Raw genomic sequence first — 14877 nt, 5'->3', positions numbered from 1 at the left:
AGGTGAGTTATCTAAATCTAAAGTGGGCTGCTAGATTTTCATTAAATAAACTCTGATTATCTCTAATTTCAGAAATGTTGAATGTTAAGAAAAATTAAATAAAAATAGCCCAAAATATGGTATTTTTGGGCGAAGAATTAAAATATATTAGTTAAGTTGTGATTATAAATTTATTCCCCAAAATTGTCAAATATATTCTGAGAAGACTGCCAAAAAAACGATTATCCAGTATTGAACAGTCGTCTGTTCTTCGAGTGCTGGCTGTCCTATGCCCTGGATAACAGTTTAACCAGTATGCGAGATTTATTTAAAAGATTAAATAATACAGGATTTGAAGTAGATATTTCTACTTTTTCCAAAGCCAATTCTCACCGTTAACAAAAACTCTTCCAAGAAATTTATCAGAAATTAAATGATTTAGCTCCTTTGCCAAAGCGCGTAGACGTAGCCTTTGTAGACATTGCCTAGCTATTTCGAGTTCCAAAGCTCGACGTTGACCTTCCGAGGTTTAACTTTGACTTTCCGAGGCTCAACTATACCCCACAGCGCGGTCTTGGTGTCTCCCCAAGTGGAGCGACTGACATGGGTTAGCGGGGATTAATAAGTGCAAAGATACAGCCAACTACTTTTCAAACAACCTCTTATCCACCAGCGAAGAAGCCAGGATGGTTTCATACAAATAGAGAAAAACTAAAACTGGGTTTTAAAACCTTTCTCTTGTGAGGGAGAGGGGTAAAAAGCCATGCTACAAAACGATAAATCAAGACTGATGTATTTTTCTTTTTTCGTATGAAACCACCCTGCTCTCCACTCGCAAAAAAAGGGTTAAATTCTACTTACATCCTAAAGACTGGCGAGTATCTACACCAGTTTTAGAATTAACACCACTTGCCTGAACACAAAGTTTTTTCACTTGCGTTCCATCTAAAATTGCATTGGTAAAATCAGCATCTTTGATATTTACATCATCAAAAATAGAACGCAGCATCATTGCATCAGTCAACACAGCATCGCTTAAATCAGCATCTTTAAATTTTGTTAGATAGGCTATGCCTTCACTAAAATCAGCACCATGCAGATTTACTCCCTCCAGCAGAGTACCGTTAAACACGACACCACGTAAGTCAGCATTGCTAAAATTAGCATTCTCTAATTTGAGATTGGTAAACTCCGTGCCAACTAAACTTTGACCAGAGTAATCCTTGCCCTTGAGTTCATCATTACCCACAGAACGGGTAATACTGGAAGAACTTGCAGCTTGTGCCGATAAGGGAAACCAAAAAAGAACCATAGCTAAGACAAAACTAGCTAACAATCGCCAATATTTCATAATGTCTTCTTAATAAATCTCAACACTTGCACCATTAACTATTAAACCTCACAGAAGGGGACAAAGGAGTGAAGAAAGGAATAGGGTACAGGGTAGAGATTATTCCCTATTAGCTGTCACCTGTCACCTCTTCCCTAATCTCTCGTAGGATGATAGATGTTGAGGTGCGATGCCTAACGGCAAGTTGCTCCGCATATACGCAAAATTACCTGTGGCTAATCAAGAAGACAACGCCCAATCTCTGGCGCGAACCCCTTTATATCAATTGGGTGTAGAACTCAAAGCACGCCTTACCAGCTTTGGCGGTTGGGAAATGCCTGTGCAATTTAGTGGAATTAGCCGCGAACACGAGGCTGTAAGAAATACAGCCGGAATGTTCGATATTTCCCACATGGGCAAATTTACCCTCCAAGGTAAAAACCTAATTTCCCAACTCCAGCCTTTAGTGCCTTCCGACTTGAGTCGTTTGCAACCCGGTCAAGCACAATACACCGTATTGTTAAATCCCCAAGCCGGAATTATTGACGACATCATTGTTTATTACCAAGGTGAAGACACCACTGGTACACAAAGGGCATTTATTATAGTAAATGCGGCAACCTCCAGTAAAGATAAAGCATGGCTATTGCAACACCTTGACCTGGATAAAGTGCAATTCCAAGACCTTTCACCAGATAAAGCCTTAATTGCCGTCCAAGGGCCAAAAGCGATTAAATATCTCCAGCCATTAGTGCAAGAAGACTTACAACCAATCAAAGCCTTCGGACATTTAGAAGCAACCCTACTGGGTAAACCTGCCTTCCTAGCCCGCACAGGTTACACCGGAGAAGATGGCTTTGAAGTGATGGTAGACCCAGATGTGGGGGTAGAATTGTGGCGAAACCTCCATAAAGCTGGTGTCATCCCCTGTGGGCTTGGTGCCAGAGATACCCTGCGGCTAGAAGCAGCGATGGCGCTTTACGGACAAGATATCGATGACATCACCACACCCTTAGAAGCAGGTTTGGGGTGGCTAGTTCACTTAGATACCAAAGGCGATTTTATTGGTCGGGAAGTTTTAGCACAGCAAAAAGCCGCTGGAGTGCAACGCCGATTGGTCGGTTTGCAAACTCAAGGGCGTAACATTGCCCGTCATGGTTATCAAGTGTTATCCGCAGGTAAAGTTGTGGGAGAAGTAACTAGTGGCACTCTGTCGCCTACACTTGGCTATCCCATTGCCTTAGCCTACGTTCCTACCCAACTAGCAACCGTCGGTCAACAATTAGAAGTCGAAATTCGCGGCAAAGCTTATCCATCAGTTGTGGTTAAACGTCCCTTTTATCGGTCAAAAAATCGTGTTGCCAACTGATAAGCGCCGAGGTTTTTGAGGAATAATGTGTTGTGAGTTATTCAATCTCTACTAAGGTTCATTACCAGATATGGCTTGGATGACTATTGGGGCAATAATTTTTTTAATAAGGGAGAGGAAGTGATATGTCTTTTGAATATCCTCAAGATTTCAGATACCTGGATTCTCATGAATATGTGCGAATAGATGGTGAAATTGCCACCATTGGCATTACTGAGTTTGCCACACATGAATTGGGTGATATCGTCTTTTTGGAACTGCCAGAAATTGGCGATGCTCTTGCTAGAGGAGAAAACTTTGGCACAATTGAATCCGTGAAAGCCGTTGAGGAACTGAATTCACCAGTGACAGGCACAGTTATAGAACGGAATGAAGCCTTAATAAATTCTCCCGAAGAAGTGTCAGAAGATCCCTACGGGGAAGGGTGGTTTTTGAAAGTCCGCGTCAATGACCCTGGCGAAGTTGAGGATGCCCTGACAGCCGATGAGTATCGGGCGCTGGTAGAAGGGGAGTAAGGGTGCAGGGGGCAGGGGGAAAAACTGCAAATTCTTCTCCCCAACTCTCCCCGTTTCCTTCTCCCTTGCCTCTTTTCTCTGCCGTGGAATCAAGAGGGGAACATGGGTTAGAGTCTCCCACTTCGCAAGCGTAGTTTTTGTGTAGCCTGGGGTTGAATTCTAATTCTTTTCTATCCCCCTTGCTCCCTGCTCCCTGCTCCCTGCCTCTATCCACTCCACCTGAAAATAAATCATGAAATTTAGATGAACTGAAAAATTACACCTACTTCTCATCAGTATTTATTGCAAAATATGAAATAGTACCGTCTGGAGAGTAATTTGTGGTATTGAACGCCCCTATTCTCAAATCTAATGAACAGCAAGTGCTGGACGAAAAAAGTCAGAAGTTAAGTAATTTTGCGCCAAGACATATTGGCCCTGACTCCGATGACATCCAGCTTATGCTTAAAGTTTTGGGGTTTCCCAACCTGGATGCCCTAATCGACCAAACAGTTCCACAGGCAATTCGGCTGAAGCAACCGCTAAAGTTACCAGAAGCAGAAAGTGAGTACGCAGCGCTGGCATCGTTAAAAAAAGTTGCTGCCAAAAATCAGATTTTCCGCTCATATATTGGTATGGGATATTACGACACTATTACCCCACCTGTAATTGGGCGTAATATCCTAGAAAACCCCGGTTGGTATACTGCTTACACTCCTTATCAACCAGAAATTGCCCAAGGACGACTAGAAGCACTGCTGAATTTTCAAACCCTGATTATTGACCTCACAGGTTTGGAAATTGCCAATGCTTCGTTACTTGATGAAGCCACGGCAGCTGCTGAAGCGATGAGTTTAAGCTATGGTGTCTCCAAAAATCATGCAGATGCCTATTTTGTCTCTCGTGACTGCCATCCCCAAACTATCGATGTGCTGCAAACACGCGCTCAACCATTGGGGATTAAGATTGTTGTTGGTGATCATCAAACATTTGATTTTGATCAAGCAATTTTTGGGGCTGTTCTGCAATATCCTGCAAGTGATGGAACCATTTACGACTACCGCGCTTTTATAGAAAAAGCCCATGCTAAGGGTGCATTGGTGACGGTAGCAGCAGATCCTTTAAGTTTAACTTTACTAACCCCTCCTGGGGAATTTGGTGCTGATATTGCTGTAGGCAGCACTCAGCGATTCGGTATTCCCTTGGGTTATGGTGGCCCTCATGCGGCATACTTCGCTACGAAAGAAGAGTATAAGCGGCTAGTTCCAGGGCGAATTGTCGGAGTATCAAAAGATACGCAAGGTAAACCTGCATTACGTCTCGCCTTGCAAACCCGCGAACAGCACATTCGTCGTGAAAAAGCTACTAGTAATATTTGTACTGCACAGGTGTTGCTGGCGGTAATGGCGAGTATGTACGCCGTCTATCATGGCCCTGCTGGACTGAAGCAAATTGCTGAAAATATCCACTCTTTGACGGTGTTGCTGGCGGAAGGACTAAAGCGTTTGGGTTACAGCATCAGTTCCAAAGATTACTTTGATACGCTGCGAGTTGAATTGGGAAGACGAAATTTAGAAGATATTCTGGCAGTTAGCGAACAAATGCAAATTAACCTGCGGGTTTTTGATGCAACTGCTGTTGGTATCTCGCTGGATGAAACAACTACACCGGAAGATTTAATTGACCTTTGGCAAATTTTCGCTGGTACAGATGATTTACCCTTCAGTTTAGAAGAATTAACTGCTTCTTCATCCTCCCATCTCCCTCTCTCCCGTACAAGTACATATCTCACTCACCCAGTCTTTAACCGCTATCACTCAGAAACTGAGTTATTGCGCTATTTGCACAAGCTAGAAAGCAAGGACTTGTCGCTAACAACATCGATGATTCCTTTGGGGTCATGCACAATGAAGTTGAATGCGACAGCTGAGATGATTCCGGTAAGTTGGGAGAAATTTGGCAAGATTCATCCATTTGCCCCGACGTCACAAACGCAAGGTTATCAACTTCTGTTTGAGCAACTTGAGGCATGGTTAGCTGAAATTACTGGTTTTGCGGGAATTTCTCTACAACCAAATGCCGGTTCTCAAGGTGAGTATGCTGGACTTTTAGTAATTCGTCAGTATCACGAAAATCGGGGTGAAGCACACCGCAACGTTTGTTTGATTCCCACCTCGGCACACGGGACAAATCCAGCGAGTGCAGTGATGTGCGGGATGAAGGTGGTGGCTGTTGCCTGTGACTCACAAGGTAATATTGACGTTGATGACCTGAAGAGTAAGGCAGAAAAACACAGCAATGATTTAGCTGCCTTAATGGTGACATATCCCTCAACCCACGGTGTCTTTGAGGAGCCAATTCAGGAAATCTGCGCTGTTGTCCATAGTCACGGTGGACAAGTTTACATGGATGGGGCAAATATGAACGCCCAAGTGGGAATTTGCCGTCCTGGGGATATTGGCGCGGATGTTTGTCACTTGAATCTGCACAAAACCTTCTGTATTCCTCATGGTGGAGGTGGCCCTGGTATGGGGCCTATTGGCGTTGCATCTCATCTTGTGCCGTTCCTACCTGGACATCCTGTGGTGGGGAGTAGGGAAGAAATCTCTAATTCCCAACGTATTGGTGCTGTTGCGGCTGCACCTTGGGGTAGTGCGAGTATTTTGGTGATTTCTTGGATGTATATCGCCATGATGGGTGCAGGGGGTTTAACCGAAGCAACTAAGGTGGCAATTCTCAACGCTAACTATATTGCTAAGAAACTGGAATCGTACTATCCGGTTTTGTATCAGGGGAAAAATGGTCTGGTTGCCCATGAATGTATTTTAGACTTGCGATCGCTAAAAAAATCGGCAAGTATCGAAATTGATGATGTTGCCAAGCGTCTGATAGATTATGGCTTCCATGCGCCAACTGTCTCCTGGCCTGTAGGGGGTACAATCATGGTGGAACCTACAGAAAGTGAATCTAAACAAGAATTAGATCGTTTCTGTGATGCGTTAATTTCTATTCGCCAAGAAATTGCCGAAATAGAAGTTGGCAAGGTGGATGCCCAAGATAATGTTTTGAAGAATGCACCGCACACTGCCGAAAGTCTCATTGCTGGAGAATGGAATCATCCTTATTCTCGTGAACAAGCTGCTTATCCTGCGCCTTGGACTCGTGAATATAAATTCTGGCCTGCTGTTGGCCGCATTGATGCAGCCTTTGGTGACAGGAATTTTGTTTGTTCTTGTCTGCCAATTGATGCTTATTCGTAGTACCTCAGCCGGCTGATTGGGAGACTGAGGCTATAGGGGCGTACAACTGTACGTCCCTAACTATTTGTATCAGTTATGTTGAGTTTAGAACTTATATATGTAAATTAGGCATTGAAACTTTTATAATTTTATTAATATTTCTAAAACGGTTGAATACCGATTATATTAATTTACTCTGGTTGCACGCTTGGGATTTGATGCGATCGCTAAGTTCTCAGTGAAGTTGCAAGATAAATTGCACACCTACCTCCATAGTTAACATTAGCTTGGCTACGCGCTCAAAACGGCGTGATTATTCAGCTCGTTGGGGCACGTAAATTAACGCACTCTTTCGCTACAACATTTGCAACATTTAAATGAAGTGAGTCAAATTAAGCTGGGTTTTCCCCATGAATTTTTGCAGAATGATGTAATTAGCGATGCCTGCGGCGGGCTACGCCTACGCCTTTTCGGTGGCATATTAAATACCATAGTAAACTACCGTATTTAACTAATATTAATAAACTTTAACATATTCAGGCATTAATTCAATCCATCGTCAGAGAGTTTCGGACAACCAATCAATTCTGTAAAGTTAGATTTAAAAGGCATTAACAACAAAGAATCATGAGTGACAACAGCATTACATCACGTTTGTACCCTACCCGCATTGACATTCCTGCCGAAGCGCGAGTGCAAATCGTGGTACTTCTCAACCAAACTTTGGCAGCTACTTCTGATTTGAAAACCCAAGCAAAGCAAGCGCACTGGAATGTTAAAGGTACTGACTTTTACCAGTTACACTTATTATTTGATGAACTTGCTGGGGAATTGGAAGGATACATCGATATGGTCGCTGAACGCGTCACAGCTTTAGGCGGATACGCTTTTGGAACAGCCCGCGCCGCAGCTAGTAATTCAATTTTGCCAGAATATCCTTTAGATATTTTGGATGGTAAAGACCATGTAACAGCCTTATCAGATCGTTATGCATTCTATGCTAAACATCTTCGGGAAGCGATCGATAAAACTGATGAATTAGGCGACCTCGATACCGCCGACCTTTACACCGAAATTTCTCGCACCATTGACAAACGACTCTGGTTCTTAGAAGCTCATCTACAAGTAGTAGAAATTAAGGCAGAGAATGGCAAAGCGGCTACTACTAAAACTCAAAAGATCCCTGCTGGTGTAAAATAAGCACTTCTGAGAAAAGTAGTTTTTCTTAAATTCTAATAGTATCTTTTTGGTAAGTACGTTACTTTTAAGTGCGTACTTTTCATTTATATGTATATACTTTACTATTTAAATAGTTCAAAACTAGGTCGAAAAATTTTAGAATATCTTCGACAAGTGATACATCAAGATTAATCGGAAACTTGAATAACTTATTAGGTTACTGAAAATTTATCCTAATTTCATTCTTAACTCTTATACAGACGCGTAGACGCTCAAAGAGCGGCTTCTCGTAAGAGTATAATTGCATCTCTAAATACTCATTAACAACGAGGTAAATATATGTCTCAAAATACAATTAGCCATCTAATTCATGATAGAAACGCCCGTGGTCACGCTAAAATGGGCTGGCTCGATAGTTATCACACATTTTCCTTCGGTAGTTTTTACGATCCGAACCGCATGGGATTTCGCTCTCTGCGAGTGATTAACGACGATCGCATCGCCCCTGGTGCTGGATTCCCTACCCACAGCCATCGTGATATGGAAATCCTCACTTATGTCTTAGAAGGTGCTGTGGAGCATAAAGACAGCTTGGGTACTGGATCGGTAATTCGTCCCGGTGATGCCCAGATTATGAGTGCTGGAACTGGAATCAGCCACAGTGAATTTAATCCTTCGCCAACTGAACCACTACACTTGCTACAAATCTGGATTCTTCCCGATCGAGAAGGAATAACGCCAAGATATGAACAAAAAGCTTTTCCTCTCGAAGAAAAGCGCGGCAAATTACGCTTAATTGCCTCTAAAGATGGGCGCGATGGTGCTGTGACAATTCACCAAGATGTTGAGTTATATACATCTGTTTTAGAGTCAGGTGATGTTGTTAATCATCAAGTCAAAAGCGATCGCTATGCCTGGTTACAAATAGCGCAAGGCATAGTTAACTTAAATGGCGAAGAACTCAGAGCAGGCGATGGTGTACAAATCAACGGCGAAGAACAGCTAGAAATTAGCACCAACATCGGCGGCGAAATCTTGCTTTTCGATTTAGGCTAATATCTCTTTTCTCTGTTAAAGGCTCATTTAGATGAGCCTTTAACTCAGAATATAATGTGCTTTGGGGTGAATTATGGCGATCGGATCGCAATCTCCGACAACCAAGCCACAAGTCTAAAAAACTGCTGAACGAGTATCAAAGGCTCATTAATGGAGTTCAAAGCCTCTTTAATGAAGCTCAAAGGCTCATTAATGGAGTTCAGAACCTCTTTAATGAGTATCAAAGGCTCATTAATGGAGTTCAAAGCCTCTTTAATGAAGCTCAAAGGCTCATTAATGGAGTTCAGAACCTCTTTAATGAGTATCAAAGACTCATTAATGGAGTTCAAAGCCTCTTTAATGAGTATCAAAGGCTCATTAATGGAGTTCAAAGCCTCGTGGATAATAAGTAATCAATAATTGCTTGTACTTTCTTTGTATGCGGAGAATTTAGTTGTTGGAAGATATTGATAGCCTCATGTAAATAGCCCATGCCGACTGAAAAGCTTCTTTCTATAGCAACTATTTGTCCAAGCATCATCAGAGAATAAGCTTGACCTTCAACATCATGGATTTCTCGTGCAAGTTTGAGGGCTTTTTCATATAAAGCTATTCCTTGATCAACTTGCCCTTGCGTAATATATACATGAGCTAAAGTGTGTAATGTTACTGACTGTCCTTTTACATATCCAATACTCTCTTTTAATGTCAGCGATTGTAGAAGGAAAGGTACAGCTTGATTAATTAATCCTTGCAATATATAAATTTGAGCAATGTTGTGTAAGGTCGCTGCCTGATTTTTAATATCGCCTAATTCTTCCATTATTTGAATAGATTTTGTATATAAAGTAATTGCTGCTTCAAGATTCCCATTTAATGTATGAATATAAGCTATATTACTTAGGCAAACTGCTTTATATCTAGGTTTTTGAGTCAAAATTACTTCATCTTCAATTCGATCAGCAGCTTCTAAAGCTTTTTCGTAATAATTAAGAGCATCGTCTATTTTCCCTTGCTGTGTACAAATAATTGCCATTCCATGAGAAACCATCATTAAGTTTTCATAGCTATTAATTTCTTGAGAAATTTCCCGAGATTTTTTATTAAAGTAAATGGCTTTTTTGGGTTGACCTGTCTCAATATAAATAATAGATAAGTTATGTAGAATTGTTGCTTTTTGTTTTTTATTAAATAGTGGGCATAGATTTAAAGCTTCATGATAGTATTTTAAGGCGTTTTTAGTATTACCAAGTTCTTTTTCTGCTCGCGCCAAGTTATTAAAAATACTCCAATCTTTAAAGAATTTTAAAGTAGTTTTACAGACCTTGGCTGCATTACGATAAAGACTTTGACCTTGGTTCCAAAAAGCAAGAGCAGAACAAGTTTCAATAGCTATATCTTTTTCTCCACCTAGTAAAGCTAATCTATGAATTTCAATACATCTATCTTCTGCAAGATTGCCTTCGGTTTCTAGTCGCCAGATTTGATTGAGAATCCTTACAGATTGACTGTATATATTTTTATTTTCGATCACAGGTAGGGGCAAAATGCGTGGTACTCGTAACGCCTCATCATGGCTCACTTCCAATAGTCCCAACGCCACTGCTCGACTAATATAATGTTCCAAATTGGAGATATTCTCACAAACTGCGGCTAAAGCTTCCCTCGGTACTGGCAACTCAAACACTAAACCCCGTGACAACATCTCCCGCATGGTTGTATCCATCTGTTCCAGCAGCGCCTCTGCCAAAACTTGCTCTCGCAACTCCACCGGATCTGCTGCTAACCGATTCAATATTGCCGCCACATCAACCGTTGTATTTTGCAGAATCTTATCCAACCATTCCAGCAAGCGGGGATTACCATCTGCTAACTTCTGCGCTTGCGATTTTAACGCCTCATCCACCTGAGATTTAGCATTAAAGGCTGTGAGGCGATCGCACTTTTTTCGCAAATCTGCACCATGCAGTGCATCCAACGGCTGCTTTTGGAAATACTGCAACTGGGTAAATTCAAAATCGTAACGGCAAGTAATAATGATGCGGTGGGAAGTGAAATTTTCTCTAATTGCCCAAACTAAAGCTTTCATTACCTCTACTGCTTCCGGTTGCAGCACATAACTCTCATTGCGGGGTTCTAAATTTTCTTCAAAGTCATCCAGCACCAACAAAAACGGCTTTGCACCCTCATGCAACTGCTGGAAAACTCGCCGCAGCCGATATTTTAATTCTTCATCATAATTTTGTAAGCTTTTGCGTTGTTCGTTGTCATCCAACTTTTCTGCTAAACGACTCACCAAATTAGCTTGATCAATTCTTCCCACCCAGACAACACGCTCAAAATTCGGCAGTCTGTCACAAAGCCTAGCTGCTAAACTACTTTTACCCAAACCGCCCATCCCATGAATCAACACCCCTACCCCCCCTGTGTCCCCCCCTTGGTAAGGGTGGGATAGCAAAGGTTGACTCAGCACCCGCAAACAATTTTGCAATTGACGACGACGCCCAACAAAACTCTCCCGCGTCGGGACTTTCACCTTACCCGCAGGATCTAAAAACTGGGTAGAAACAGAAAGCGGTGGTGCTGGTTTCCGTCCCCGACTCCGCAACGGTGTGACTAATGAACTTGGTAAATTGCCTGCTGCATACAGCCGCAACAAGTGCCAATCCCGCGCTTTGTTCTTAATTAATGCTTGGTAAGTACAAGCAACAGCTTCAGTGATTTGTTTTCCGCCTGACAATTCCTGATACAATACGGCAGCTGCGGCAGTCGCATCAGAATCTAAAACCTTTTGACCCCAACCCAAAACCGCTTTTGCACCAGATTTCAGCAATTCTTCAGCCATTGACGGCACAGATCCCGAATTGCCAGCTTGCCCGGTGCGACAACCAGAGAGGAAAATCAGTTTAGGCAGTCGAAATTGTAATTCTTGGGCAATATCTCTAGCACTGGCATAGAAAGCTTCACCTGTTGCCGTTTCTGTAATGAAGCGCGGTTGCCCATTTTGTAAAGTAGCATGACCCGTCAGGTGTAAAACATCAAAATATTCCCTGTCGTAACCATCAACTAAATAACCCAACTCCGATAAACAGCCGCTTTCTTCCACTGTCAAAGCTAAAGGTTGTCGCGCCGTTGCTTCTAGAATCCGTGCTTCCTCTGCCTCAAACTCCAGCACAGGTTCAACATTCAGGGGCGAAGTTGCCATAAACAAAACTTGCAGCGCCCGGTTTTTTGGTTCCCCCTCAATAGTTAATTTTTTTACCGCGCTATCTGACACCCAGCGCACCGGGAGAATCGCCGGGACTCGCTGAACCAAAAAACTAACGCCATCGTGAAGCACTTCCCAAGGCAGATGAGCAAGTTTTTCAGATGTGGCGTTAGCGGAGCTTAACGAAGTTATCGCTAACACAATCCCCTCACGCCGATAGTTATCTAGCAAGAGTTGCAGCCAGCGATCGCTCCCATCCAACCAGTTATACAACCGCCGTCCAGTTATCGTATAATCCTCTGGGAAAAACGAAACGTAATAATCTCGCTCGGCCAACTGAATCAAATCGGCGATTTCTGATAGAGGAAGCGATCGCTTTTCATACTGGTTTGGATTATCAATAAAGTAACGTAACTCTACGTAATTATCATCAACTGGCTTAAGGTCGAGGTGGAGGGTTTGCACGTTCTCAATCTTGAGACTTCAGTATTTCCCCCAAGTCTACCACCCCCAATTCCGTCTCTACGATTCTAAAATTTGGCGAATCTCTTCCAGGGTTGCATCTTCTAAAAGCAATCGCCTACCATTGCGCCCGACAATCAAGGGACTTGCAAGAAAATAAAATACCAGCCATTCTAGAAGAGAAGAAGCGGTGAACTGTCCGCGCCTAGTTTAAATATCTAGAATGGGAATCCCTCAATTCATGCTCACCGACACCATCAAATCGACCTTTAAAGATGCAGCACAGAAACTGACTAGCAATCGCAAACGAGATTTCATGGCAAAAGTTACCGAAGATTACTTCGATAGTTCAGCACGCATTGCAGAAACCGTTATGGGATGGAATCGCCAGAGTGTGCAACTCGGCTTGCATGAAAGGCGGACGGGGATAGTCTGTGTAGAGAATTATCAGGCAAGGGGACGACACAATAGTATTGAGGTATTGCCCAACTTAGAAGCAGATATTCGTTCATTGGTGGATGCTCAAGCTCAAGCCGACCCTAAATTTCAATCGACCTTTCTGTATGCCCGCATTAGTGCCAGAGCAGTAAGAGAAGCATTAGTAAGTGTTCATGGCTATAACGAGAGCGAATTGCCATCTCGTCAAACTTGTGGAGAAATTCTCAATCGCTTAGGGTATCGCCTAAAAAAACACAAAAAACGAAACCCTTGAAAAAGATTCCGCAAACTGATGCCATTTTCGAGAATGTGTTCCGGGAGAATCAGGCATCAGATGAAAACCCCAAATCGTTGCGAGTGTCTATAGATACTAAAGCTAAGGTGAAGATTGGCAACCTTTCTAGAGGCGGTAAAGCTCGGACAATGGAGGCGAAAGCTGCTGATGACCACGATACACAGTGGTCATCAGTCTTAGTTCCCTTTGGCATTCTCAATACACATAATGACCAGCTATCGATTTACTTGGGTCAGTCGGCGGAAACCAGTGATTTTATCGTCGATTGTTTAACCGCTTGGTGGCATGAGAATCAACACAATTACCTGGAACTTGATGAGTGGGTGATTGATCTTGATGGCGGTGCCGCTACTCGCAGTAACCGCACACAATTTATCAAACGCATGGTTGAGTTGTCTTGTGCAATTAATTTAAAAATTCGACTGATTTATTATCCCCCTTACCATAGCAAGTACAATCCAATAGAGCGGTGTTGGGCTGCCTTGGAGAACTATTGGAATGGTGCGATTTTAGATTCTGTTGCCGCCGCAGCACAATGGGCCGCCAATATGACTTGGAAAGGAATTGCTCCCATTGTACATCTGGTTCAAACCACATATCACAAAGGAATCAAGGTTCTCTCGCAAGAGTTAGAACAATACCAACCCCAATGGCAGCGTTCTGAAACATTACCCAAATGGGATATTACTATTGTCCCTGTTTAGCTGGTACTTTATTTTCTTGCAAGTCCCCAACACCTTTTCGATTTTTTTACCAGACTGTTTGGCTTTATACTCTTGATACCACTTGCGGATTTGTTCAGCAATTGCGATCGCACCCCCAACAATCCCAACGATGGTTGCAACAGTTGCTATTACTCCTTCTCGTTCCGGTGCTTCTGAACTAACGCTATAGTTACCTGAGATACCAGGAATTGCTAAAAGCGCCTCTGTTGCTGCGATGGCATCTTCACCCTCAATCGCCAACTGAATTTCTGCCATAGTGTTGACCTGCAAGTAATTCCAGGCTTATCTTAACTGTTTTGCCGTAAGTTCCCCGCGCTCATTTGGTAATCCGAATCAGTGGCGGGTTGGCAGACTAGGGGAGAATGAAATAACCTTGCGATTAAAGTAATTAAAAACTTAATGTCTAAAAAGTCCGATTCGCAGTTCCAAAATCTCTTTAGTTCACCCAAACCAACCAACTGGGACGAAAGATTAGCCCAAATAGCCTATCGTTTTAACCGGGAGTATCAACGTGAAACCTTTGAACTCCCAGCAGAAGTACAGGCGATGCCGATATTCCGCGAGTGGATTGGAGGTAGTTTCTCAGGAAGAATTGCTTCCCCTTTTTGGGAAATTGCTGAACCTAAAAAGAACCAGCACTGTTTAGACATAGGCTGTGGTATCAGCTTTTTAATATATCCTTGGCGGGATTGGCAAGCATTTTTTCATGGGCAAGAAATCAGTAATGTAGCACGCGATACCCTTAATTCGCGTGGGCCGCAGTTGAATTCTAAGCTGTTCAAAGGTGTTGAGTTGGGAGCAGCCCATCAGCTAAACTATTCACCAGAGCAATTTGATCTTGCGATCGCCACAGGATTTAGCTGCTATTTTCCCCTCGAATATTGGAATGCTGTACTAGCAGAAGTCAAGCGCGTATTAAAACCAGGTGGACATTTTGTGTTTGACATCCTCAATCCAGAACAGCCTTTAGCAGAAGATTGGGCAGTTCTGGAAACATATTTGGGGGCTGAGGTGTTTTTAGAGCCTGTAGCTGAGTGGGAAAAAACGATTAAGGCGGCTGGTGCTAAAGTAGTCACACATAAATCAGGGGAATTATTCGAGTTGTATAAGGTGCGGTTTTAAAA

Annotated in this window: 9 protein-coding genes and 2 pseudogenes; 8 read left to right on the top strand and 3 right to left on the bottom strand. The window is 42.8% G+C overall.

Going from position 1 to position 14877, the window contains the following annotated elements; genetic code table 11:
* Window positions 1–158: 158 nt before the first annotated feature.
* Window positions 159–375: pseudogene (locus ANSO36C_RS28985) on the top strand (IS4 family transposase); the annotation flags it as partial.
* Window positions 376–832: 457 nt separating this feature from the next.
* Here ANSO36C_RS28985 and ANSO36C_RS28980 read toward each other — a convergent pair.
* On the bottom strand, window positions 833–1330 hold the full coding sequence (locus ANSO36C_RS28980) for a pentapeptide repeat-containing protein (protein ID WP_251957576.1): 498 nt from the start codon (window positions 1328–1330) through the stop codon (window positions 833–835).
* A 211-nt stretch (window positions 1331–1541) separates the two neighbouring features.
* Here ANSO36C_RS28980 and gcvT point away from each other — a divergent pair, with 211 nt between their 5' ends.
* From gcvT to ANSO36C_RS28955, 5 genes are all read left to right on the top strand, one after another.
* Complete coding sequence (gene gcvT / locus ANSO36C_RS28975; RefSeq protein ID WP_251957575.1) at window positions 1542–2678, top strand: glycine cleavage system aminomethyltransferase GcvT; 1137 nt, start codon at window positions 1542–1544, stop codon at window positions 2676–2678.
* A 125-nt stretch (window positions 2679–2803) separates the two neighbouring features.
* Window positions 2804–3193, top strand: coding sequence for a glycine cleavage system protein GcvH (gcvH, locus tag ANSO36C_RS28970; RefSeq protein ID WP_190942644.1), 390 nt, complete (start codon window positions 2804–2806; stop codon window positions 3191–3193).
* Window positions 3194–3513: 320 nt separating this feature from the next.
* On the top strand, window positions 3514–6432 hold the full coding sequence (gcvP, locus tag ANSO36C_RS28965) for an aminomethyl-transferring glycine dehydrogenase (protein ID WP_251957574.1): 2919 nt from the start codon (window positions 3514–3516) through the stop codon (window positions 6430–6432).
* Between the two features lie 606 nt (window positions 6433–7038).
* Window positions 7039–7611, top strand: a complete 573-nt coding sequence (gene dps, locus ANSO36C_RS28960) for a DNA starvation/stationary phase protection protein Dps (protein ID WP_251957573.1) — start codon at window positions 7039–7041, stop codon at window positions 7609–7611.
* A gap of 318 nt (window positions 7612–7929) precedes the next feature.
* Window positions 7930–8646: a pirin family protein gene (locus ANSO36C_RS28955; protein WP_251957572.1), complete on the top strand. Its 717-nt coding sequence runs from the start codon at window positions 7930–7932 to the stop codon at window positions 8644–8646.
* 367 nt (window positions 8647–9013) lie between these two features.
* On the opposite strand, the gene ANSO36C_RS28950 is transcribed toward ANSO36C_RS28955, so the two are convergent.
* Complete coding sequence (locus tag ANSO36C_RS28950; protein ID WP_251957571.1) at window positions 9014–12298, bottom strand: tetratricopeptide repeat protein; 3285 nt, start codon at window positions 12296–12298, stop codon at window positions 9014–9016.
* A gap of 220 nt (window positions 12299–12518) precedes the next feature.
* Here ANSO36C_RS28950 and ANSO36C_RS35215 point away from each other — a divergent pair.
* Window positions 12519–13732, top strand: a pseudogene (locus ANSO36C_RS35215) (ISAzo13 family transposase).
* Here ANSO36C_RS35215 and ANSO36C_RS28935 read toward each other — a convergent pair.
* Complete coding sequence (locus tag ANSO36C_RS28935) at window positions 13697–14008, bottom strand: hypothetical protein (RefSeq protein ID WP_251957570.1); 312 nt, start codon at window positions 14006–14008, stop codon at window positions 13697–13699. The pseudogene ANSO36C_RS35215 and the gene ANSO36C_RS28935 sit on opposite strands and share 36 nt — an antisense overlap.
* Before the next feature lie 144 nt (window positions 14009–14152).
* Here ANSO36C_RS28935 and ANSO36C_RS28930 point away from each other — a divergent pair, with 144 nt between their 5' ends.
* Window positions 14153–14875 (top strand): class I SAM-dependent methyltransferase, encoded by a 723-nt coding sequence (locus ANSO36C_RS28930; protein WP_251957569.1) that lies wholly within the window; start codon window positions 14153–14155, stop codon window positions 14873–14875.
* Window positions 14876–14877: the final 2 nt, after the last annotated feature.

The organism is Nostoc cf. commune SO-36 (assembly GCF_023734775.1).
GTDB lineage: Bacteria > Cyanobacteriota > Cyanobacteriia > Cyanobacteriales > Nostocaceae > Nostoc > Nostoc commune_A.
Note: the sequence above shows the minus strand (reverse complement) of the source record. Positions and strands in the feature narration are given on the sequence as shown.